This window comes from Pseudomonas rhodesiae (assembly GCF_007858255.1).
Lineage (GTDB): Bacteria > Pseudomonadota > Gammaproteobacteria > Pseudomonadales > Pseudomonadaceae > Aquipseudomonas > Aquipseudomonas rhodesiae.
This window is the reverse complement of record NZ_VFEU01000019.1, coordinates 66,636-88,253: the sequence shown is the minus strand read 5'-3', so window position 1 is coordinate 88,253 and position 21,618 is coordinate 66,636. Positions and strand designations below refer to the sequence as shown.

The 21,618-nt window shown below is 60.0% G+C and carries 19 protein-coding genes; 1 reads left to right on the top strand and 18 read right to left on the bottom strand.

Annotation, left to right across the window (positions count from 1 at the left end):
- Positions 1–107: 107 nt before the first annotated feature.
- The 5 genes from FIV35_RS22005 to FIV35_RS21990 all read right to left on the bottom strand — a co-directional run bounded on the left by FIV35_RS22005 (position 108) and on the right by FIV35_RS21990 (position 2,527).
- The gene (locus FIV35_RS22005) at positions 108–569 is read right to left on the bottom strand and encodes a hypothetical protein (RefSeq protein WP_231980870.1); all 462 of its coding nucleotides are present in this window, start codon (positions 567–569) and stop codon (positions 108–110) included.
- Between the two features lie 3 nt (positions 570–572).
- Complete coding sequence (locus FIV35_RS29965; protein ID WP_231980869.1) at positions 573–728, bottom strand: hypothetical protein; 156 nt, start codon at positions 726–728, stop codon at positions 573–575.
- A gap of 105 nt (positions 729–833) precedes the next feature.
- The gene (locus FIV35_RS22000; RefSeq protein ID WP_034137035.1) at positions 834–1,235 is read right to left on the bottom strand and encodes a hypothetical protein; all 402 of its coding nucleotides are present in this window, start codon (positions 1,233–1,235) and stop codon (positions 834–836) included.
- On the bottom strand, positions 1,236–2,048 hold the full coding sequence (locus FIV35_RS21995) for an SDR family oxidoreductase (protein WP_034137036.1): 813 nt from the start codon (positions 2,046–2,048) through the stop codon (positions 1,236–1,238).
- A 14-nt stretch (positions 2,049–2,062) separates the two neighbouring features.
- Positions 2,063–2,527, bottom strand: a complete 465-nt coding sequence (locus FIV35_RS21990; RefSeq protein ID WP_034137037.1) for a hypothetical protein — start codon at positions 2,525–2,527, stop codon at positions 2,063–2,065.
- A gap of 244 nt (positions 2,528–2,771) precedes the next feature.
- Here FIV35_RS21990 and FIV35_RS21985 point away from each other — a divergent pair, with 244 nt between their 5' ends.
- Positions 2,772–3,239, top strand: coding sequence for a hypothetical protein (locus FIV35_RS21985; protein WP_146375063.1), 468 nt, complete (start codon positions 2,772–2,774; stop codon positions 3,237–3,239).
- A gap of 128 nt (positions 3,240–3,367) precedes the next feature.
- Here FIV35_RS21985 and FIV35_RS21980 read toward each other — a convergent pair whose 3' ends face one another.
- The 13 genes from FIV35_RS21980 to yaaA form a co-directional block, all read right to left on the bottom strand.
- Positions 3,368–4,819 (bottom strand): mannose-1-phosphate guanylyltransferase/mannose-6-phosphate isomerase, encoded by a 1,452-nt coding sequence (locus FIV35_RS21980; protein ID WP_034095989.1) that lies wholly within the window; start codon positions 4,817–4,819, stop codon positions 3,368–3,370.
- 149 nt (positions 4,820–4,968) lie between these two features.
- Positions 4,969–5,625, bottom strand: a complete 657-nt coding sequence (locus FIV35_RS21975; protein WP_034137039.1) for an alginate O-acetyltransferase AlgF — start codon at positions 5,623–5,625, stop codon at positions 4,969–4,971.
- Between the two features lie 16 nt (positions 5,626–5,641).
- Entirely contained in the window at positions 5,642–6,817 is a 1,176-nt protein-coding gene (locus FIV35_RS21970; RefSeq protein ID WP_034137040.1) for an alginate O-acetyltransferase, read from the bottom strand.
- 11 nt (positions 6,818–6,828) lie between these two features.
- Positions 6,829–8,361, bottom strand: a complete 1,533-nt coding sequence (locus FIV35_RS21965; protein ID WP_034095992.1) for an MBOAT family O-acyltransferase — start codon at positions 8,359–8,361, stop codon at positions 6,829–6,831.
- 216 nt (positions 8,362–8,577) lie between these two features.
- Positions 8,578–9,687 carry a mannuronate-specific alginate lyase gene (locus FIV35_RS21960; protein ID WP_034111835.1) on the bottom strand — a complete coding sequence of 370 codons (1,110 nt, stop codon included), beginning with the start codon at positions 9,685–9,687 and terminating at the stop codon, positions 8,578–8,580.
- Between the two features lie 8 nt (positions 9,688–9,695).
- Positions 9,696–11,144, bottom strand: coding sequence for an alginate O-acetyltransferase (locus FIV35_RS21955; protein WP_034137092.1), 1,449 nt, complete (start codon positions 11,142–11,144; stop codon positions 9,696–9,698).
- 11 nt (positions 11,145–11,155) lie between these two features.
- Complete coding sequence (gene algG, locus FIV35_RS21950) at positions 11,156–12,724, bottom strand: mannuronan 5-epimerase AlgG (RefSeq protein ID WP_034095994.1); 1,569 nt, start codon at positions 12,722–12,724, stop codon at positions 11,156–11,158.
- The gene (locus FIV35_RS21945) at positions 12,724–14,211 is read right to left on the bottom strand and encodes an alginate export family protein (RefSeq protein WP_034111837.1); all 1,488 of its coding nucleotides are present in this window, start codon (positions 14,209–14,211) and stop codon (positions 12,724–12,726) included. Before FIV35_RS21945 ends, algG begins: the two co-directional genes overlap by 1 nt.
- A complete protein-coding gene (algK, locus tag FIV35_RS21940) occupies positions 14,208–15,731 on the bottom strand; it encodes an alginate biosynthesis TPR repeat lipoprotein AlgK (protein WP_231980868.1) in 1,524 nt (507 codons plus the stop codon). The genes FIV35_RS21945 and algK overlap by 4 nt, the downstream gene beginning before the upstream one ends.
- 8 nt (positions 15,732–15,739) lie before the next feature.
- On the bottom strand, positions 15,740–16,906 hold the full coding sequence (locus FIV35_RS21935) for an alginate biosynthesis protein Alg44 (protein WP_034095996.1): 1,167 nt from the start codon (positions 16,904–16,906) through the stop codon (positions 15,740–15,742).
- 38 nt (positions 16,907–16,944) lie between these two features.
- Positions 16,945–18,414, bottom strand: a complete 1,470-nt coding sequence (gene alg8 / locus FIV35_RS21925; RefSeq protein ID WP_034137041.1) for a mannuronan synthase — start codon at positions 18,412–18,414, stop codon at positions 16,945–16,947.
- 104 nt (positions 18,415–18,518) lie between these two features.
- Positions 18,519–19,835: a nucleotide sugar dehydrogenase gene (locus FIV35_RS21920; RefSeq protein WP_034137093.1), complete on the bottom strand. Its 1,317-nt coding sequence runs from the start codon at positions 19,833–19,835 to the stop codon at positions 18,519–18,521.
- Between the two features lie 900 nt (positions 19,836–20,735).
- Complete coding sequence (gene yaaA, locus FIV35_RS21915) at positions 20,736–21,515, bottom strand: peroxide stress protein YaaA (protein ID WP_034137042.1); 780 nt, start codon at positions 21,513–21,515, stop codon at positions 20,736–20,738.
- Between the last annotated feature and the right edge of the window lie 103 nt (positions 21,516–21,618).

Genomic DNA, 21,618 nt, shown 5'->3' with positions numbered 1-21,618 from the left:
GGGGTCCGGGTGGCGAAAACGTAAGAAATACTCGTCGAATTGATTGTTTTTTGATCATTTGGCGAGTTTAAAAGTTGCGCTAGGTGGTATGCCGGGGAAATACATGGCTACTTCAGACCATCCCTAACTGTGACAAAGCTAGTGCTGCCTGCGCCGACCAATGAAATGCCGTCTAAGGCCAAACTCATTGTCTGATACCAATTCAAGCTGTCGTAATAGTCGTTTTCTGCCGGGTTGGTGAGTTCTTTGTAGGTTCGCCAAAGACCGTTGATACATTGCACGCCACTAGCTGCAGCAGCCGTGTAAGCAATATAGGTGACTGCAAGACTTGAACCTGCGCTAAGGGGAGCCGCCGCGACGCCTACCTTGGCGACGTAGATTCCAAGCACAGCACCGCCGCATGATAGAGCCATTCCCGATGCTTCTTTCCACAGTTGCGACTCACGCGGCGAGCTTGCCGCGAGTTGGGCATACTCATCGGCAGACCTCGCCGGTCCTGCCACTTCCCGCACGATCACTCGCTTGGGCCTGATACTGCACAACGGCACAAATTCGCGCAGCACCGTCACCTGTTAACCACTGCCAATATGCACCACCCCAGCCCCGACGATGGCGGGGATGGCGTCGATGGTTCGATAAAGCTCAGGCAGGTCCAGCAGGCTGGTCAATCGCTGGCGAGTCGTGGTGTGTGCATCCGGCACACCGCTTCGTATGAAGTTGCTAGGCATCCTTTCACCTGTAAGGAGACAGAAGTGAAAGAGCCTGTGGATAGTTTCCTGGAAATGATGTCAGGCCGTTCGCTGTTTTATGTAGGAACCGGCCGAGTAGTTATTTCATTGCGCGACATACGTCTCATGCAAATGTCGCCACAACAGCGCACCACTGGCCTGTTTCTCGAACACCACGGTGGCGCGGCGGTCGGTCTGGGTGCCGCTGTCGTCCACTTGATGTTCGCGATAGGTCACCGTGGCGCCGCGCGCGTGGCGGTCAATCCCGGTCATTTCGCTCAAGGTGATTTTCAAGCCAGGGCGCATGCCGCCCAGGCGGGTGAACAGTGCGTTGACCCCGGCCGCATTCACCCGTGCGCCGGTGGCTGGGGCGATCATGCTGAAATCCGGAGAGAAGCGCGCAAGCAGGTTTTCCAAGGTTGCGTCGGGCGCAACGCCGGCAAACCATTGTTCGATCTCGACGTGGGTCTGGATTACTTCTTCGAAAAATTCGCTGTAGTCGATCATTTACATACTCCCATTCAAACCAAAGCGTTTTTTCAACACGGTTTCCAATAATCCTTTGGGCAACCACGCCGCCAGCAGCGGCAACGCCCGGCTGCCATTGCCCGAGCGCAACAGGCGCGGCGGTTGCGATTGTTGCACCGCCTTGAGCACATCGGCCGCGAACACGGTTGCGGGTGTCGGTTTGTCCTGGGACGCCTGGCTGCGCGCACGAATGCCATCGCGCAACGGCCACCAGGGCGATTGTTCGTTGATCAGCAGTTCGGCCTGGGCGCCGGCGTTTTTGGCGAAGTGGGTGTCGATAGCCCCGGGTTGGACCTCCATGACGCGAACGTCAAAGGGCGCCAGTTCCATGCGCAGGGCATCGCTCAACGCATGTACGGCGGCCTTGGATGCGCAGTAAGCACCGGCGAACGGCGTGACCAGCACGCCGGAGACGCTGCCGATATTCACCACCAGGCCCTTGCGTTTGCGCAAGGCCGGGAACAGCGCCTGGGTCACGCCGACAATGGAAAATACGTTGGTTTCGAACTGGCGCTGCATGGCCTCGGTGCCGCCGTCGAGCAGCGGGCCCATGGCGCCGTAGCCGGCATTATTGATTAGAACGTCCAGCTCGCCCAGGTGTGCGGCCAGGGCTTTCAGCGCGGTGGCATCGTTGACGTCCAACTGCACGGCGTGAAAGCCGGCCTGGTTGAGGGCAATCACGTCATCCTTGCGGCGGGCGCTGGCCAGCACGTCATAGCCGGCGGCTTTGAACGCCTCGGCCAGGGCGCGGCCGATACCGCTGGAGCAACCGGTGATCAATACGTTGGGCATGGAGCAGTCCTTTATCAGTCCGCGAAGCTGCCTTGCAGATGCTCGGCACGAAATTCCAGGGTTTGCGCGCGGTAACCGGGGCGTAGCGGTGGGGTGGGCAGGCAATCGTCCCAAGTGGCGCCGGCCTGCAACTCGCCGGGGCCGCGATAGCGCGGGGCGACGTAGACGTTGTCGGCCAGGTTCACGGTGTCGCCCGGTGCGTAGGCCGCGACGCGCCAGCGCAGTTCGGTGAGTGGCACGTCGTTGCCGTTGTTCAGGGTCAGCTTCAGTGGCCGATCGGCTGGGCAGTCCTGCGGCGCGTAGGTGATGCGCAGTTCCAGGCGCGCCAATTGTGAGGCTTCGCGGTTGTCCAGCCAAACCACCCAAACGGCCACGCAACCCAGGCCCGCCAAGGCCGCGAGGGACACCGGCAGTGCTTTGGCCGGGTAGCGCAGCAGCAGGATCAGCCAGGTGATGATCAGAAGAACGCCGAAGAACATGGAGACCACCTCGAATTTGGAACCAGCATCCTAACTTAAGCGTAGGAGGGATGGGGCAGCTCCAGACACAAGAAGGCGTATCTCAGGAGACCCTCATACGGCTACAGAGCGGTGACGATCAACGCAGATCACTTCACGCGACGGTGTGGGAACCGGTTTGAATAAACTTCCACACAGTTTGTGCAAGGACGCCTGGCGGTCAAAAACGGAACCCAACGTTACCCTTTTAAAAGGTGAAGTACTTATGAAGATTTCAGACGCTGTTGCGAGCCTTTCCACCCCTCTCAGCGTATCCACACCCGCAGCGGCTTCCAGCCAGTCAGGGGACGTTGCTCAACCGGATGCCAGCGCCCTTGAGTCGCGCTCCGGACCTCGTATGCAGAACTTGGGGCTTACAAGTTTGCGACAAACCGTTCTTCAAGGCCTCGGCGATACGATTCGTTCGCACGTATTGCCATCTTTGGTGCTTCACAGCAACGACAGTTCTAGAGACAAAGCCTTTGGAGCAGCCTTGACGTTCGCTGGTGGTATGGCGAAGGTGGCTGGCAAGAAGATGGCAGGCTCGGGTGGCCTTTCCTCGAAAGTGGCGGGTTCGGCGCTGATGTGGGGCGGCAAGGCGGCGGAGAAAATCGGCAAGGACACGTATAAAAATGCTGAGCCCAAGGATCATGGCAATTACAACGCGTTTGCCCCGCGTAACTGGGCTCGTTAACCGCAGGCCCGATACCCCGCAAGGGAGTGTCTGGCTGTTTTGACGGTCATTGAACAAAAAAGCCCCCACCCAACCCACTGCGGATAGGGGACGCAATGGGTTGGGCGAGGGCTTCTTGTACGACTGTTTTACTGCGCGATAGTTTTCACCGACACGCCACGTTCTATCGGCGTCGAGCGGCCGTAGATGTCTTCGAAGCGTTCGATGTCGTCTTCGCCCAGGTAGCTGCCCGATTGCACTTCGATGATCTCCAACGGGATCTTGCCTGGGTTGCGCAGGCGATGCACCGAAGCGATCGGGATGTAGGTGGACTGGTTTTCGGTGAGCAGGAACACGTTCTCGTCACAGGTCACTTCGGCGGTGCCGCTGACCACGATCCAATGTTCGGCGCGGTGGTGGTGCATTTGCAGCGACAGGCACGCGCCCGGCTTGACCGAGATGTGCTTGACCTGGAAGCGGCCGCCCATGTCCACCGAATCGTAGGAGCCCCACGGACGATACACTTCGCAGTGGTTCTGGGTTTCGCTGCGGCCCTGTTCGTTGAGGGTGTTGACCATCTGCTTGACGCCCTGGACCTTGTCCTTGTGGGCAATCATCATCGCATCCTTGGTTTCCACCACCACGATGTTGTCCAGACCGATCACCGACACCAGTTTGCCGTTGCCATGCACCATGCAGTTGCGGCTGTCCTGGATCACCACGTCGCCCTTGCTCACGTTGCCGTTGGCGTCTTTGTCGTTGACCGCCCACAACGACGCCCAGCAACCCACGTCGCTCCAACCGGCGCTCAGCGGCACTACGCAGGCGCGTTGGGTTTTTTCCATCACGGCGTAGTCAATGGAGTTGTCCGGGCAGCAGGCGAATGTTGCGTCGTCGAAGGACACGGTGTCGGCGGTCTGCTCGCTGCGTTCCAGGGTCAGTACGCAGGTGTCGTAGATGTCCGGATCGTGTTTTTTCAGCTCTTCCAGGAACCGGCTGGCACGGAACAGGAACATGCCGCTGTTCCAGAAGTAACCGCCGCTTTTGACGAACTCGACGGCGCGTTTTTCATCGGGTTTTTCCACGAACTGTTGCACGCGGCTCACGCCTTCGGGCAGCAACGAATCGTTGGTGGACTTGATGTAGCCATAGCCGGTTTCCGGGCGGGTAGCCGGCACGCCGAACAGCACCATCTCGCCACGCTCGGCGGCTACGGTGGCCAGGGCCAGGGCACGCTGCAGGGCTTTCTGATCGTCGATCACATGGTCGGCCGGCAGCACCAGCATCAGCTCGTCGCGGCCTTCGTTGACCAGCATCATCGCGGTCAGGGCCACGGCCGGTGCGGTGTTGCGGCCAAACGGTTCCATCAGGATGCGCTGGCATTCGAGCTTACGCGCGGCCAGTTGCTCGTTGACGATAAACCGGTGGTCCTTGTTGCAGACCACGATCGGGGAGTCCATGCCTTCGAACACCAGGCGTTCCAGGGTTTGCTGGAACAGCGTGTGCTCGCCGGTCAGGGCCAGGAATTGCTTGGGGAACTGTTTACGGGAAAGCGGCCAAAGACGTGAGCCGCTACCACCGGAAAGGATTACTGGGATCATCGGTGTTTCTCCTTGAATCGATTTGGGTCAGAGCCTGTGGGAGGGGGCTTGCCCCCGAGGCGGTGTTTCAGTCGGTACATCTGTTACTGAACCACTGTCTTCGCGAGCAAGCCCGCGCCCACAGGGGGAGCGTCAATTTCAAAAGCTAATCAGCGGGTCGACACAGGGCGTTTCACCCACACTGGCGACAGACTCGAACCCGAGCCCGTGACATACAGCACCGCCGCTTCACCACGTTCCAACGCAACCGGCTTCACATCGCCGACTTTCTTGTCACCGTCATACAACGCCAGGCTCACCTTCACCGGGTTGATCTCGCGCTCGCCGCGGCCTTTGGCGGCCACCGACTTGACCACATCGGTCTTGCCATCGGCGGTTTTCAGGCTCAGGGCCTTGTCGCTGAGGTTCTGCACGCGCACCAGGGATTTCTGCTTGTTCTTGAACGGCGGTTCTTCGATCAGCTGTGGCTGACCGCTACCGCTGTTGACCAGGGTGTAGTAGTGATCGGCGGCGAGTTTGACCGGCACGGTCTGGCTGCCGACTTTGGCGCTGTAGTCACCGCCAGGCATAAAGCTGAAGTCGCTGCTGGCCAGTGGGGCCACTTCGCTCAGGTTGGTGTTGCCAACGGTGGCGCTGACTTCCTGATTGCTGGCGTTGTAGACACGCACGAAGCTCGAACCTTTTGGCGCGGTCGGGCCGTACAGGGCGGCGTCACCACCGGCGAAGGCGGACATCGATACGACGCTCAGGCCGGCAGCGATGGCCAGAGTCTTGGCGAGACGACGAGGAGTTGTAGTGAAAGTCATGTGAGTTACCTCTCTTTCAGTTTTGCGCCCGTTCGGGCGTCTCGGATTTTTCAAGGGTGTTGAGTGCCATGTTTTGTTGGCGCGAACCGGCTTGTTTAAGTTGCGCAACCCACGATGGGTCGGCATCACCGATTTCGTTGTTGACCGGCAGATAACGTTCAGGGAACTCCCAGATCAGCACCTGGGGCGGGCTGTTCTTGAAGTCGTCGCTTTTGAGGTAGCTGAGCATCGGCAGGATCGGGCCGTGGCCGTCTTCGGCATAGCTGATCACATCGCTGCCCAAGGCTTGCTTGAGGGCGCCGACGAAGTTCCAGTTGGGGTTGGCGCTGTAGCTGGTGCCCACCAGCGCCACTGGGGTTTCGCTGTCGCTGAACAGCGCGTCGTCGCCTTTGGTTTCGGCCAAGTGCGTGACGCGTTTTTGCAGCGGCTCTTTAGGCGGCATCAGGTTTTCGAACAGCGGGTCCAAAGGCAGGAACAGACGCAGGTCGCCTTTATGCGGCTCGGTTTTTTCGGCCTCGGTGACAAAGCGCTGTGGCTCGCCACTGAGCGGGGTCTGCTCGGCAATCGCCTTGGCCAGTTGCTTGGCGGCGACTTCCGCGCCGTCCGGCGTCCAGTGGGTGTCGGTGCGCAGGAACACTTGCTTGCCGCCCAGCTTGGCCTGTTGCAGCGGGCCAAGCAGGTCGGGAGCCGGGATCTTGTCGGCGGCGACACGGGCGTGGAAGTCCTGATACAGGTTGGCGTGGATGCTGGCCGGCTTCACTTCACCCAGGTGTTCTGGGTACAGGCGTACCTTGGCCGGCACGATCGCCATCACCAGTTGAATGCCCTGGGCCTTGAGCTTCTGGCGCACGCCTTCGACCAGCGCGTAGTTGCCTTCCAGGTTCTGGTCTTCGTTGACGGCGGGGTTGAACTCCTCGTCGCTGTACAGCCAGTGATCGCGGCCCAGCACCACGCCAGGACGGCCTTCGTTGAACAGCTTGTAGTCCAGCGCGGCCCACAGGTTGGTGCCCAGGCGCTTGATCGGGAACTCGTCGTCGTAGTGGGTTTCGACGGCTTTGGTCCAGCGACCGTTGAGCACAGTGGCGTCGGCGTTGGTGCTAAAGCCGAAGAAGCTGCGCAGCGACCAGGCGCCCAGTGCCAACAGCAGCACCAGGAACAGGCCGATATAGAGGACGCGTAATGAACGGGTCATGGTCGGCTCCCTCAGAATTGGAAGTAAAGGAACGGCGAGAAACTCTGCGCCGACAGTTTGAGAATCGACGCGACGAACAGCAGCAGCACCGCAGCGCGCATGGCGTAGCGTGGCCAGTCAGCGGTCCAGTAGGCCGGTTGCACGGCAGCGTCCTGGCCCACGGTGAAACCGGGCTGGTGGATGCTGCCGGGGTTGTCGCCCGGTACGGCCTTGATCAGGCTCGGGTCGGCCGGCTTGGTTTTGTCGGCGGGGCGGTTGGTGTAGAAGTCGCGCAGGCCGAAGAACGCCAACGTCGCATACGCCACCACCAGGGTTGCCACTTGCAGGCCAGTGAGGCTGGCGCGGTTGAGTTCCGACAGCGACCACTCGCCAAAGCTGAACATCGCACCGTACATACGGCCGGCGACGTGCAGGTTTTCGGCGCGGAAGATCACCCAGCCCATCACTACCAGCAGGAAGGTGAAGGCCCAGCGCAGCACATTGAAACTGCGCGGCGCGGTGTTCAGGCCGATGGCTTTTTCGATCGCCAGCCACATGCCGTGCCAGGCGCCCCACACGATGTAGGTGATGTTCGCGCCGTGCCACAGGCCACCGAGCAGCATGGTCAGGAACAGGTTGCGATAAGTAATCAGCGTGCCTTTACGGTTGCCGCCCAGGGTGATGTATAGGTAGTCACGCAGCCAGGTCGACAGGCTGATGTGCCAGCGGCGCCAGAACTCGGTGATCGACTGGCTGATATACGGCTGTTTGAAGTTTTCCATAAAGCGGAAACCCATCATCAAGCCCAGGCCGATGGCCATGTCGCTATAGCCGGAGAAGTCGAAGTACAGCTGCGCGGTATACGCCAGCGCGCCGAGCCAGGCATCCCCGGTGGTGGGGTTTTGCAGGGCGAAGCAATGGTCGGCCACCACCGCCAGGGTGTCGGCGATAAAGACTTTCTTGATAAAACCCTGCATGAACCGCGTGCAGCCCTCGGAGAACTTATCCAGGGTGTGGGTGCGGTTGTTGAACTGGTCGGCCAGGTCGCGGAAACGCAACACCGGGCCGGCGATCAGGTGCGGGAAAATCGCCACGAACGCCGCAAAGTCGATGAGGTTGCGCGTGGCCGGGGTGTCGCCACGGTACACGTCGATGATGTAGCTGATGGACTCGAAAATGTAGAACGAGATACCGATCGGCAACAGCACGTGGGTCAGGATGAACGGCTCCAGGCCCATCGACTTCATCATCACGTTGATGCTGTCGACACCGAAGTTGGCGTACTTGAAGTAGCCGAGGATGCACAGGTCGACAGCCACGCCGAGCAGCAGCCAGCGTTGGGCCGGTTTGGTGCGCACACCGGCGGCACCGACCTTGAGGCCGATCCAGTAATTCCACAGCGTCACGGCGGCGAACAGCGCCAGGAAGTCCACTCGCCACCAGGCGTAGAACACGTAGCTGGCAATCAGCAGCAGCAGATTGCGATAGCGTTGCCCGCTCAAGTAATACAAGCCGAGAAAGATCGGCAAGAACAGAAACAGGAACACATTGGACGAGAAAACCATCCCGATCTCTCCATGTTTAACCAACAGTCAAGGGCCAGAGCCCCCCCAAACCCCCCACGAAAAAACGGGGGGCGGTACTACATTCCTACTGACGAAACCGGCTCAAAAATGTGGGAGGGGGCTTGCCCCCGCTGGCGGTGAGTCAGTCACCGGATGTATCAACTGATACACCGCTATCGGGGGCAAGCCCCCTCCCACAGGTCTAACCGCGTGGCGTCAGGAGCCTTTATTGCCTTTCTCATGCGCCGGGTCGTAGACCTTGGTCAGGTCGCCGCCCAGGCGGAAGGTCTTGAACGGTTGCATGCCATGCTTGCGTTCGATCACATCCGGTGCACAGGTGTAGAGGTTGCAGAACGGTTCGAGCCAGGCGAATTTCATGGCCTGCTTCAGGTCCTTCATGTCCTGTTCCTTGCCGTTCTTCTGCTCGAAGATTTCCGGGTCTTTCACCCCGGCCAGCACCTTGTCGCCCAGGCGCTTGAGCGCGCTGTTGTTTTCCTGGCGCAGGTCCACGCCGTTGACCAGGGCGAAACTGGCGATCATCGACAGCGGCGGCAAGGCGTAGTTGTGGTACGACAGCGCGCGTTGCTGGCGCTTCAATTCGTTAGGCAGGAAACCTTGGTCGTCGACCTGGTTCACACCGACCTTGTATTCCTTCACCGCCCAATCGAACAGGTCGCGGCGGTTGGTGGCGATGGAGGTTGCCATCACCGACCAGGCGGCCCAGTAGGAGTGGTTGTTGGTCTTCTCCAGCGGCAGGTTGTCCCAGTCGCTCACTACCTGATCGGCCAGTTTGTTGAACCAGGCTTCGATCAGCTGCGACTCCTGCTGGTGGTTGGCCAGCGGGTGCGAGTCGGAGAACTTCAGGCGCACATAGGCCGAGGCCATGCTGCCCAGCGCCCATTTGCGCATGGACTTGCCGGTGTGGTTGAAGTCCTTGGACATCAGCGCATCGGCCTTGGCCCAGGACACCAGCCAGTTCAACGTGCATTCGAGCTGCTCCGGACGACCGTCGCGCATGAACTGCATCACGCGCTTGCTGGTGTCTTTTTCCAGCTTGGTAATGTCAGCGGTGCTGTCGCGGAACGCCTGCTCGGACTGCACATTCAGGGTGGCGCGTGCCTTGTCCGAACCTTCGTACTTGCTGCGAAATTGCAGCGGCCCGGTGTAGGGCGTGGGCATGGTGTCGCAGTTTTCCTTGAAGTCGCCGGTCTTGAACGCTTCGATCGGTGCGAAATAGCCCTGGGGCGGACGCAGCGGCGCGGCGGCGTTGACGGCGCCGGCGAACATCGCCAGGCCCAGCAGGGTAGGGAGCATCAGCTTTTGCATAAGTAACCTCACTTCCCGAGTTGGGCGGTCTGTTGACCACCGCTTGGGAATACGTTGCGTGTGCAAATTTTCGCTTCGACCTTCTGCGCGGCAGTGCCCTTTTCCGGGCCCTGCACTTCCACGGCCAGCAAGTTCTGCGAGGCCCAGTCTTCGTCGGTGCGCAGTTCAAAGGCGAAACGCCCGTCTGTATCGGATGTTTCGGGTTTCTCGATCTTGATGTCCTCGTGGCGCCCGTTCATGTACCAGAGGGTGGCTTGCAGGGTTTTCACCGAGGTGTCGGCGAAGCGGATGTCGACCTGATGGTTGGCGTTGCGCAGGTCTTTGTTCGAACTGTTGACCAGCAATTCGTTCTTGCCCGGTTTCAAGGTGGCGCTGGCGCTCATCTGCGCGGGCTTGCCTTCGCAGCCGTTGTCCAGCAGCGACATCATCTGGCGGTAGATGGTCTCCTGGTCGAGGCGATACAGCGGCGAGAATTCCCAGATCAGGATTTTCGGCGGGCTTTTCTGGAACTCGTCGCTGCCCAGGTATTGCAGCATCGAGCCTTCCAGGCCGCCGCCGGGGAAGGCGACGTTGAGGATGTCGGCGCCGATTTCTTCTTCCAGGAACCCGGCGAAGTTGTAGTTCTTGCCGCTATGGCTGGTACCCACCAAGGTGATCTGCGGGTTGCCGGAATCGCCGAACAGGTCGCCGTCGCCCGCTTCGCCCTTAGGCTCGGTGGTGAACTGGTCCATGTACTGGATCGCGTAACTGGTGCCACACAGTTGCCCGGCCATGTTGTGCAGGGTGCCGGTCTTGCCCATGCGCCCGGAGCGCCTGGTTTCGAATTCACGCTTGGGAATATCGGCGAATTCCGGCATTTGCTTGACCTTGGCCGCGACGATTTTCGCGGTGCGCTGGGCGCCATATGGGGTCCAGTGTTGGTCGCCACGGAAGTAGAAATCGTGGGCCGGTAGTTCGTCGGGCAACTGCTCGTTGGTCAGCGGCGACAGGTCCGGCACCACGTAACCCATCTTGGCGAAACGGCCGAGCATGGTCTTGTAGTTGGTCAGGGCCTTGTCGAAGTCGTACGAGGCTTTCTCTGCGGGATTGAGCTTGTTGCGGTTCACCAGGCCACGGGTCGGCTGGTAGACCACTACCAGTTCCACGCCTTTGCTTTTGAACGCGTCATGCAACTGCTGCATGCGCTTGTAGCCGGCCGGGGTGGTGTCGAACTCGGTGCGCAGGTCTTCCTGGGTACGGAACAGCCAGTCGCCCTGGGCTTGCACCAGGGTGGTGAAGTTCTGCTGGTAGCGTGTGGTGTAGTTCTTCGCGTCGTGGGCGGCCGGGCACAGGCTGCAGCACGGTTCGGCGGTAAAGGTCGGTGCCTTGACTTCGTCGGCGCGCACGCCCTGGCTGGCCGCGAGCAGGCCGAGGGTCAGACCCGAGAGGCTCAGCAGTTTGATCATGTGTGGGTGCATAAGGGTCATCCTCAGTCCTGCATTTCGGTCTGGCGTTCGACAGGGTCGATCAGCACGGCTTTCTGCTGGCGCACCAGCAGGTCGAGAATTTCTTCCTGGCGATCGCCGAGGACGCCGGAGAAGCTGATACCGCTGGATTTGGTCGGCGCCAGCATCGACACGCGATACAGCTCGATACTCAACGGCGAGTCGATGGACAGCGGCCCGCTGCCGTTCCCCGCCAGTTCCCCGCCGACCACGATCAGGGAAACCTTGGCGTCGAACGGGTCGAGGGCGATGTCGCGGTCGGTGTCGGTCAAGTCCTTGATGTGGCCGTAGACGCCGGTCAAACCGTTGGCCATCGCGACGTTTTCGTAGAGCTTGATGTTTACGCTGTTACGCACGCGGATGCCGTGGCGGCGGTTACTGATCACCTTGTTGCCCCACAGCAGGTTATCGCCGCTCTCATAGAGGGTGATGCCGTCGGTGTGGTTGCGGTAGATCTCGTTGTCGGCGATCAGGTTGTTGACGCTGTTACGGTCGATCACCAGGCCTGAGAGTTTGTTGTCGTAGCTGCGGTTGTTGAAGATGAAGCTGTCGTTCACTTCCCGGGAAATGATGATGCCGTGCTTCTTCTTGGTGCCGTAGACGGTGTTGTCCGCAATGATCAGGCCGTGGGAACGGTCGTGGGGGTCAATGCCGTAGACGATGTTGTCTTTGTAGGTATTGCCCTTGATCACAAAGCCGGTGGTCTCGTAGCAGTAGAAGCCGTACCACATGTCCGAGAACTCGGAATCGATGATCCAGCCGGTCGGCTCAGGGCGCTTGAGCACCTTGGCCATGTTCGGCGTGTACTGGGAAATACTCACCCCGTACGACTTACTGTTGGCGTAGCCGAAACTGGCCATTTTGCTGTTGGCGACGTAGGTCTCGGTGCCGCCCCAGGCCAGCAGGAACGGGCGGAACTCCTTGGGCGACTTGAACAGCGCCGGGCCATTGGCCTTTTCGCTCCAACCGGTGATTTTGGTGTCGCGCACAAACAGCTGGCCGTCGTTGATCAGGAACGAACCGGCTTCCTGGGACAGGCGCAGCTCTTGGGTGCGCTTGTCGATTTCGAGGATGCCCTTGCGCCCGACCACGATCGGCAACTTGGCCAGGAACACGCCCGGCGAGGTTTCGCTCAGGTACTGCTTGGGCACTTTGCCCAGCAGGTCCTTGAGGTTCATGTAGCCGTCGTCGATAAAGATCGCCTGGGGAATGCCATGCTGGCGCACCACCCATTCGGCCATCTTGTTATCGCCGCCGATAAAGTCCTTGAGCGCGTCTTCCTGCATCATGCGACGGATGCTGATTTTGCCCGGTTTGGTGCGTACGATCTTTTTTTCCATGGCCGCGGCGGTGTAGCCCGACAGGTCGGGCAGGGCCGGCTTGGCCATTTCCAGCGGCGCGGTCGGCGGGCTGGAAATGGTGTAGGTCTTGGCCTGTTGCAGTTCCTTGGCGATGGTCGGCGCCTTGGCCGTCGTATCGGCAAACGCGGTGGTACTGGCCACCAGCATTGCCGCGACGAGTAGGCTTTGAGCATTCATTGCGCAGGCTCCCATCAGAATTTCCAGATCACGTCGACAAACGCGCGATGCATGTACGAGTCGACCTGGCTGCCGTAGGCGTCACCCGGTTTGAACACACCCGCACGAAACCGCACCAACGCCGACGGCTCGTCGATCGACTGGCTGAGCGCGGCCGGCAGCAAGCCGGTCTTGAAGTACTTGGTGACCACCAGGTCCATCTCCTGACCCAGGTCTTTCTTACCGTCTTCCAGCGGCAGGGACGTGCTGGAGAGGATCGCGCCGGTCACGTCGTCGGTGTTGTTTTGCACCGCGTCGATACCGTTGCTGCCCACCGGCTTGTTGCCGTCCACGCGCCAGAACTTGTGGTACACCAGGCTGGCGTCGTAGTCCTCACGCAGTTGCCACGAACCGAACAGGCTCATGGACTGCATGTTGTTCATCTCGCCGCGAAACGCTTCGCCGAAGCGATGCACACGGGATTGGGTGCCGGTCCAGTTCGAACGGTTGCTCTGCAGGCCGTTCTGTTCGTATTCGGCGCTGGCGCGGGCATAGGCCGCACCCACTTGCCACTGCGGGTCGAGACGCAGGCGGATACCCAGGTCGGTGGCCCAGCCGTTCACGTTATCGCTGCGCTTGGCCTGGTCCGGGCGGCTGCCGTCTGCTTTGAGGGCGTTGACCGTGTCGCGGTCGCCCTGCATACCGGTGACGCTGGCCCAGTAGTTGACGGTGTTGGTGTTGCGCCAGTTGTAGGCGTCGCTGTTGGCTTCGATGCCGAGCCAGGTCAGGTCGCCGTTCTCGCGCTTATCCAACGAGTCGGTGGGCACGCCCGGTTCCGGGTAATCCAGCTTGCCGTCGTCATGGGTGTGATGGCCGCGCAGGCCGATCCACTGGCCCGGCATCCACTGGTAGGAGGCGTCGGCGTAGAAGTGCTGGCGGTCCTTGTCCTTGGGCGACAGTTCCTTGAGGTCGGTGCGGTATTCGCTGAAGCGTTCGGCGGCGCCCACATTGGCTTTGAGCAAAGTGGTGTCGAAGGTCCAGTTCAGCGCTTCGATGTTGGTGTCGCGCCATTGGCCGTCGTCGTTGCGCAGGCGCTGGCGGCCGAACTTGAGGATCTCGCCGGGGTAGGGCGTGAAGCCGCTGTAGCCAACCCAGAACTCACGCATCGCCAAGTAGTTTTTCTTGGCTTTGCGGTCGTCATTGGTGGTGGGCTGGTCTGCGTCATCGGCCGACTGTTGCAGGGTGTCGGTCTCGATAATGTCGCTGGACACCACCGCCTGGCCCATGGCGTAGGCGCTCCAGTTGCCGCTTTCGCCGTAGATCCACGGGCGCAGGTCCAGGCCGACGCCGTTGACGTCGCCGCCTTTCTGGGTGCCCAGGTCGCGGTCGTCTTCGGATTGCGCGGTGGCTTTGACTTCCAGGCCGAAATTCTTGGCTTCGGTCAGCGCGGCCAGGGTCGGGCACGACCACAGCAGGGCGAAGGTCAGGCCAATACCGGCCTTGACGAATGGGTTGAGCTTCATAGGGATTCCTCGCCGTCTTCTTCTTGCAGGGCGTGCAGTTGCAGCGTGCTTTGGGCCAGGGTGCCGCGCGCGGCCAGCTCCTGTTGCACCAGGCGTTGGCCTTGGGCGCGTTGTTCCGGAGTCAGCGGGGCTTCGAGCTGGGCGGCCAGGTCATTGGCCTCCGGCGTGTCCTGGGCCTTGGCCAACTGGCTGAAGACATAGGCATTGACGGGGTCGGGCTTGGTGCCCTTGCCTTGGGAAAACAATTGGGCGATGGCGAAATCGGCGCTGTTCTGGCCGTTGCGCGCAGCGGTCAGCAAGTGGTCCAGGGCCTTTTGCGGGTAGACCTTGCCCAGGTAGCCACGGCGATAGATCTGGCCGAGGTAGTAATCGGCGGCCACTTCTTTGCCAACGGCTTTTTCGAAATGCGCTTCGGCGGCCTTGGCATCGGCCGGCACCCACTTGCCTTCGTAGTAGAGTTTGCCGAGCAACAGTTCAGCGCGCGGCTGGTCGGCGGCGCGGCCGTTGTCCAGGTATTTCATCATTTGGTCGACGTCGCCCAGTTCGGGGAAGTCGTAGAGCAGTTGCGCCAGGCTGACCCAGGACGCGGGGTAGCCGGGGGCGATTTTTTCCAGCAGCGCCTGGGCCGTCTTTTCGTCGGTCTTGCCCAGGGAGGCATCACCCAATACGCGGGCAACGCTGTCGACCCGTTGAGCGGTGACGGTGCCACGGCTGTAGCCGGCTTCCATCTGCTTGAGCAGTTCGGCTTGTTTTTCTGGCTCGGCTTTCTTCTGGTAGACCGTAGCCAATTCGACGTAGCAAATATCGGTGGTGTTCAGCGCGGCTTTGCAGATGCGCTCCACATCATCCAGATGCTGATCGTAGGTGTTCTGGGTGCGATACAGCAGCACCTGGGCCAGGCCCGCTTCCGGATAACCCGCCGCCTGCCACTGACTGATCTGCTGCTGGGCATTCACATTGGGAAAGCTGTGAGGGTATTGCAGGTACAGCATCGCCAGTGGAATCAGGGTGTTGCCTTCGCCATTGGCAAAGGCTTTTTTCAGCAGGGTTTCGGCTTCGTGGTGCTCGGCCTCGGTGGCGCCGGGCTTGGCCACCAGCAGGCGACCCAGGCGCGCCTGGGCGCGGGGCGAAGTATCCGCTGCGGCGCGGTACGTGGCCTCGGCCTGTTTGATCTGCGCCGGGTCACGAGTGCCAACCTGGATATCGGCCAAGCCCACTTGGGCCTCGCTGTAACCCAGGTCGGCCAGCTGCTGGTAGTTCTGCTGCGCGGTGACGGTGTCGCCGCGCTTGAGCGCTTCATTGGCCAGGCGTTGGTCGGGCAGGCCGACGCAACCGGCCAGCGAGATGGCCAGGGCCAGCGCACAGTAGGCCGAGGCGAAGTGGGATTTGCGCTGTGCGGGAGATGGCTTGCCTGCGAGCGTATCGGCGCGGTCAGCCTGGTAAACCGAGTCGCCAGCATCGCGGGCAAGCCCGGCTCCCACAGGGGCCAGTGTTGTTGTCGAGATAAGGTTCACAGGCATGTCCTCGCTTACAGACCGTGAGCCATGGCTTTGTCGATCAGCCAGTTCAGCGATGGGCCGCGGTCGCTGATCACTTCCACCGGGCGGCCGGCGTAGGTGCTGTCCAGCGGGGCATCAGGCTTGATCTGCACGCGGATGTCGGAGGACAGGTCGGCGCTGTTCAGGCTGGTGCTGCTGACGATGGTGCCGGTGCGGGTCTGTTCTTCGTCGGCGACCTGGAAGCTCACCGGTGTACCTGGGCGCACGTCGGCGAACTGGCGATAAGTGAAGCGCGCTTCGACGTTGGCTTCGCTGCCGCGTGGAACCAGTTGGAAGATCACATCGCCCTTGCTGGCGTATTGGCCGTCGGCGACCAGTTGCTGCGCCACCACGCAATCGCAGGGCGAAGTCAGGGTGCCGGTCATTTGCTTGCCGAACAGCTCTTCGACTTTGGCCGGTTGCAGTTGGTCTTCGTCGAGGTGGCCTTTGAGCACATCGAGCATGCTGGTGCTGAAGGTGGCCAGTGGTGCGCCCTTGGCGGCGACCGCATCACCTTTGAGCAGGCTCTGCACGGTGCCGTCGCGCGGCATGGTCACGTTCATGCCCGGTACGCTGACCAGGCCGGCCTGGGCGTGGCTGACAAAGTACATGCTGTAGATCGACTTGAAGACGAACCCGAATGCTGCCAGGCCCACCAGGAAGATCGCCAGGCTGAAGGTCACGGCGCGCAAGCGACCGAAGGCGCTCATGTTGCTGCCGCCGTCCTTGACCTTGCGCGCCTTGGTGAAGTTGTCGCGCTGCAGAGTCGCCAGCACGTCGCCCATGGTCACGATGTCACCGGACAGGTGCGAGGTGATCAGGTGGCGCAGGGTGGAAATATCCTGGGCGTCGAGGTTCTGGAACTGGCAACCGGTGCGGCCGGTCTGGCGGTCGTAGGAGCGAATCTGCAGCTCGACGTCCATGGCCAAGCCAAGGTTATCGATGACGAATTGCAGACGACCCTTGTGCACTTCACCCACGTTCAGCGGCTGGGTGGCGGTGAACGCCAGGCCGCCGGCGGACAGGTCGATCACCCGTGCTTCGGTCTGGCTACGGTCGGTGTTGAAGAAGCGCAGCTTGGCCGGGATTTTGACCCGGGCGTGCTGACGCTGGGCTTCGGATTCGTGGACAACGTTGGCATTTACTTGGCTGTTCATGACGGTGTAATTCCTAGGTTAATTCAGGCTTGGCTGGGTCAGACCATCATCAGCAACACGGCGACGAAAATGCTGCCGGCGGAGAAGGTCATGGTCCGAGACGACCAGGTGTTGAACCAACGTTGAAAGCTGGCCAAATCGCGGGTCAGTTTGGTGTCCTGGCGGGTCCAGGACTGTTGATCAAGGCGGAAGAACACGTAGATCTTCACCAACGCGCCCATGATCTGGTTGTAATAGAGAATCAGCGGGTAGGCCGGGCCGATCTTGTGGCCGGAGCACGACAGCAGCAGGGTCAGGATCAGGCGGGTGATGCCGATCCACAGCAGGTACGCGAGGATGAATGCGCCGCCGTACTTGAAGGTGGCGATGATTGCCACGGTCAGGCCGAGCAGCGAAGTCCACATGGACACGCGCTGATCGAACAACACGATGCTGGTGAACAGACCCAGGCGACGCACACCCAGGCCCAGGGCACGGGAGTTCTGACGCAGGTTGTTGCCGTACCAGCGGAACATCAGCTTGCGGCTGGCCTTGATAAAGCTCTTTTCCGGCGGGTGTTCCACGGTGTTGATCGCGGCATCCGGCACGTAGAAGGTGTCGTAGCCCAGGCGCATCAGGCTGAACCAGCTGGACTTGTCATCACCGGTGAGGAACTTGAAGCGGCCCAAGCGCCAGTGTTGCAGCGAGTCGCTTTCCACGTCGGCGATAAAGCCCGGGTCGGTGACCACGCTGGCGCGGAATACCGACATACGACCGGTCATGGTCAGTACGCGCTTGGACAGGGCCATGGAACACATATTGATGTGGCGTTGGGCGAAGCGCAGCTTGTGCCACTCGCTCATGATGTAACCGCCGCGCACTTCGCAGAACTCGTTGGTGGTCAGGCCGCCGACGTTGCCGAACAGTTGGAACCACGGCACGGTCTTGCGCACAACGCCTTCGGCGAGCACGGTGTCGCCGTCGATCACCGCCACGACCGCGCGGTCATCCGGCAAGTGACGCGAAATAGCACGGAAACCGAAGGCCAGGCCGTCGCGCTTGCCGGTGCCAGCGATACGCACGAAGTCGAGCTTGACGTGTTCTGGTGGGTTCATCTTTTCCCACAAGCTCTTGACCAGCAGCTCATCGGACATTTCCACCAGCGAGCAAACCACCGTGGTCGGGAAACCACAGTCGATCGCTTCACGGATCACCGAGCTGTACACCTGGGCGGTGGTCAGGGCATCGATGCGAAAACTGGTGACCATCAAAAACACATGGGACGGGTCGGCGGCCTTGCCCAGCTTGCGGACTTTGCGGCGCAGGTGCGGGTAGACCACATACAGGAACAGCATGCCGCGAAAGAAATGCGTAGCACCCATCGAGTAGCGCCAGATACCGACGGCGCCAATCAGGAAAATAAAATTCTTCGACTCGGAGTCGAATGTGCTGGCTGGCAAAGCCAGAGCTAGAAGCGCTAAAAGCGCCAGAAATACTAGCCAGCCAGTAGCTTGGTTTAACCGTTGCATATTTGTGTCCGTCACGGGGGAGTAGGGCCACAAGCGGCAAGCTATAAGCTGAAAAACGATCGCTTCTAACTTGCCGCTTGCCGCTTGAAACTAGCCGCTGCCCCTTACCAACAGATGCCTTCAGTACGGCCGCTCGCGCTGGTGGCCTTGGACATGAAGCCCACCAGATCGACCACTTGCTTACCTTCCGGCGCGTTATGGGCCAGGGAGCGGAACTTCTCGTCGCGGTTGCCCAGGATGATCACGTCGGAGTTGTTGATCACATCGTCGAAGTCCGAGTTGAGCAGGGACGACACGTGAGGGATCTTGCCTTCGATGTAATCCTTGTTGGCGCCGTGAACACGCGCGTATTCGACGTTGCTGTCGTAGATGCTCAGGTCGTAGCCCTTGCCGATCAGCATCTCGGCCAGCTCGACCAGCGGGCTTTCACGCAGGTCATCGGTACCGGCCTTGAAGCTCAGGCCCAGCAGGGCGACTTTGCGTTTGTCGTGGCTGGAGACGATGTCGAAGGCGTTCTGCACCTGGGACTCGTTGCTGCGCATCAGGGAGTTGAGCAGCGGTGCTTCCACGTCCAGGGAGCCGGCGCGGTAGGTCAGGGCGCGAACATCTTTTGGCAGGCACGAGCCGCCGAAGGCGAAACCTGGGCGCATGTAGTACTGGGACAGGTTGAGGGTCTTGTCCTGGCAGACCACTTCCATCACTTCGCGACCGTCGACGCCGACCGCCTTGGCGATGTTGCCGATTTCGTTGGCGAAGGTAACTTTGGTGGCGTGCCACACGTTGCAGGTGTACTTGATCATCTCGGCCACGGCGATGTCCTTGCGGATGATCGGTGCGTCGAGTTCTTCGTACAGCGACTGCAGGACATCGCCGGAGGCTTTGTCGAACTCGCCGATAACGGTCATCGGTGGCAGGTCGTAGTCGGCGATGGCGGTGGATTCACGCAGGAATTCCGGGTTGACCGCAACACCGAAGTCGACGCCGGCTTTCTTGCCGGAGCAGTCTTCGAGGATTGGGATCACCACGTTGGCGACGGTGCCCGGCAACACGGTGCTGCGCACCACGATGGTGTGGCGGGTGGTCTTGTCACGCAGGACAAAACCGATCTCGCGGCATACCGATTCGATGTAGTTGAGTTCCAGATCGCCGTTTTTCTTGCTCGGCGTGCCGACGCAAATCATCGACAGGTCGGTATCGCGGATGGCTTCGGCGAAGTTGGTGGTGCCGCGCAGTCGACCCGTTTGGATACCCTGGCTCAACAGTTCGCCCAGACCCGGTTCAACAATTGGCGATTTGCCGGCGTTGATCAGGTCGATCTTTTCCTTGGAGATGTCCACGCCGACCACTTCGTGGCCACGGGCAGACAGGCAACCGGCACAGACTGCGCCAACGTAACCCAAACCAAATATGCTGATGCGCATCGCATTTACCTCATTGTCATTGAAGACGGTGTTAATCATGCCAATAGATGGCCGGAGTTCATGTTTGCAAGCGTCACTGTTTCCACGGAAGTTAGGCGAATAGACGCCTACTTACCGTGTACAGGCATGTTAAATAGTGAGTGACTAACTATTGCACTCAAGTTGTGCGCAACGTGGCCTTGTTATTGGGGCTTGCCCTCAAATGCAGCCGGCCTTCCTGGGAGAAGGGCCTGGCGCCAGTGCCGCAGAGCTTTGATACGGGCAATAAGCCTATAGATATCAAAGCTTTGGGATGTATCACTGACCCATTGGGGTAAGCACGACCTTGGCCTTATAGTTCGTGGCAATAATTCCTTATCGCCGCCTTTAACTAGTCAGTTGGTAATATGACCCATGAGTCGAAGTTGAATATGACAACTTCGCTACTTCCGTTGGTCGCCATGTAAGTCATCTCCTACAGAAACAGAGAATTTCGTTACCGGTGGTATGAGCGGCGCTTTAGGATGAAGTTCCTAGCCACTCATCCTGTTTCCTGAAATTTCTTGAAATATGAGGGGAGATGGCACTAGTACTATATTGATAGCACTTGCTATTTGGGCCAGTAGTTGTGGGGAGTTGGCACGCGGGGATAGTTTTGTGCCACTAGTGTTAAAAAAAACGGGTGCCACTACGAAAAAAATTGATGAATGTCGAGTGAAACTATTGATAGGTTTGTGTCGTGATATTTTTTGACGTCAAATAAATGACGATTTTCGATGTGAAGGGCGAACAGAAATGTGGAAGGGGTTTGCTCCCTATTGCTTTGTGGCAGTCAATTTATATATCGACTGATGCGCTGCCATCGGGGGCAAGCCCCCTCCCACATTTGCATTTTTTTGTCTGAGAGAGACGGGTACGGCCTTATTCCGGTGCGTGGTCGCGCAGAAACACCAGGTTGTCCGGCTTGGACTGCTCCGCATTGAAGCGGTAGCCCTGTACATCAAACCCCTTGAGCTTTTCGGGGTCATTGATGCGTTCTTCGATCACAAAACGGCTCATCATGCCGCGCGCCTTTTTTGCGTAGAAACTGATGATTTTGTACTGGCCGTTTTTCAGGTCCTTGAACTCGGTGTTGATGATCCGCGCGTTCAGGGCCGTGCGTTTGACCGCCGAAAAGTACTCGTTGGACGCCAGGTTGAGCAGCACATCGTCACCTTGGGCGGCCAGGGCTTCGTTGAGCCATTCGCTGATGCGTGTGCCCCAGAAGGCGTACAGGTCCTTGCCACGGGCGTTGGCCAGTTTGGTGCCCATTTCCAGACGATACGGCATCATCAGGTCCAGCGGGCGCAGCAAGCCATACAGGCCTGAGAGCATGCGCAGGTGGTCCTGGGCGTAGCTGAAATCGGCGTCGCTAAACGTTTCCGCGTTCAAGCCGGTATACACGTCGCCCTTGAAGGCCAGCAGGGCCTGCTTGGCGTTTTCGGGGGTGAAGGCGGGCGTCCAACTGCCAAAGCGCGCGGCATTCAGGCCGCCGATCTTGTCGGAAACGTGCATCAATTCGCTGATCTGCGCCGGGCTGAATTCGCGCAGTTGCTCGATCAGTTCCTGTGAGTGATCCAGGTACTGCGGCTGGGTGAAGCGCGAAGTGACCGGCTTTGACTCGAAATCGAGGGTTTTGGCGGGGGAAATCACCATCAGCATGAAGTTGGCTCCTGTAATCGTGGGCGCGATTCTAGGGGCTTGGGCGATTTGACTCCACCTATGATGGCGATAGGCGCGATCCGCTATGATGGCCGGTAGTTCT

What these genes read in the sequence shown, in the direction of transcription:
- FIV35_RS21960 (WP_034111835.1), bottom strand. Translation starts at nt 9,687, where the DNA reads ATGCAAAAGCTGATGCTCCCTACCCTGCTGGGCCTGGCGATGTTCGCC.
- algG (WP_034095994.1), bottom strand. Translation starts at nt 12,724, where the DNA reads ATGGGAGCCTGCGCAATGAATGCTCAAAGCCTACTCGTCGCGGCAATG.
- FIV35_RS21985 (WP_146375063.1), top strand. Translation starts at nt 2,772, where the DNA reads ATGAAGATTTCAGACGCTGTTGCGAGCCTTTCCACCCCTCTCAGCGTA.
- FIV35_RS21965 (WP_034095992.1), bottom strand. Translation starts at nt 8,361, where the DNA reads ATGGTTTTCTCGTCCAATGTGTTCCTGTTTCTGTTCTTGCCGATCTTT.
- FIV35_RS21995 (WP_034137036.1), bottom strand. Translation starts at nt 2,048, where the DNA reads ATGCCCAACGTATTGATCACCGGTTGCTCCAGCGGTATCGGCCGCGCC.
- yaaA (WP_034137042.1), bottom strand. Translation starts at nt 21,515, where the DNA reads ATGCTGATGGTGATTTCCCCCGCCAAAACCCTCGATTTCGAGTCAAAG.
- FIV35_RS21990 (WP_034137037.1), bottom strand. Translation starts at nt 2,527, where the DNA reads ATGTTCTTCGGCGTTCTTCTGATCATCACCTGGCTGATCCTGCTGCTG.
- FIV35_RS21980 (WP_034095989.1), bottom strand. Translation starts at nt 4,819, where the DNA reads ATGATCCCAGTAATCCTTTCCGGTGGTAGCGGCTCACGTCTTTGGCCG.
- FIV35_RS21935 (WP_034095996.1), bottom strand. Translation starts at nt 16,906, where the DNA reads ATGAACAGCCAAGTAAATGCCAACGTTGTCCACGAATCCGAAGCCCAG.
- FIV35_RS21945 (WP_034111837.1), bottom strand. Translation starts at nt 14,211, where the DNA reads ATGAAGCTCAACCCATTCGTCAAGGCCGGTATTGGCCTGACCTTCGCC.
- FIV35_RS21955 (WP_034137092.1), bottom strand. Translation starts at nt 11,144, where the DNA reads ATGCACCCACACATGATCAAACTGCTGAGCCTCTCGGGTCTGACCCTC.
- FIV35_RS29965 (WP_231980869.1), bottom strand. Translation starts at nt 728, where the DNA reads ATGCCTAGCAACTTCATACGAAGCGGTGTGCCGGATGCACACACCACG.
- FIV35_RS21920 (WP_034137093.1), bottom strand. Translation starts at nt 19,835, where the DNA reads ATGCGCATCAGCATATTTGGTTTGGGTTACGTTGGCGCAGTCTGTGCC.
- FIV35_RS21970 (WP_034137040.1), bottom strand. Translation starts at nt 6,817, where the DNA reads ATGACCCGTTCATTACGCGTCCTCTATATCGGCCTGTTCCTGGTGCTG.
- FIV35_RS22000 (WP_034137035.1), bottom strand. Translation starts at nt 1,235, where the DNA reads ATGATCGACTACAGCGAATTTTTCGAAGAAGTAATCCAGACCCACGTC.
- alg8 (WP_034137041.1), bottom strand. Translation starts at nt 18,414, where the DNA reads ATGCAACGGTTAAACCAAGCTACTGGCTGGCTAGTATTTCTGGCGCTT.
- algK (WP_231980868.1), bottom strand. Translation starts at nt 15,731, where the DNA reads ATGCCTGTGAACCTTATCTCGACAACAACACTGGCCCCTGTGGGAGCC.
- FIV35_RS21975 (WP_034137039.1), bottom strand. Translation starts at nt 5,625, where the DNA reads ATGACTTTCACTACAACTCCTCGTCGTCTCGCCAAGACTCTGGCCATC.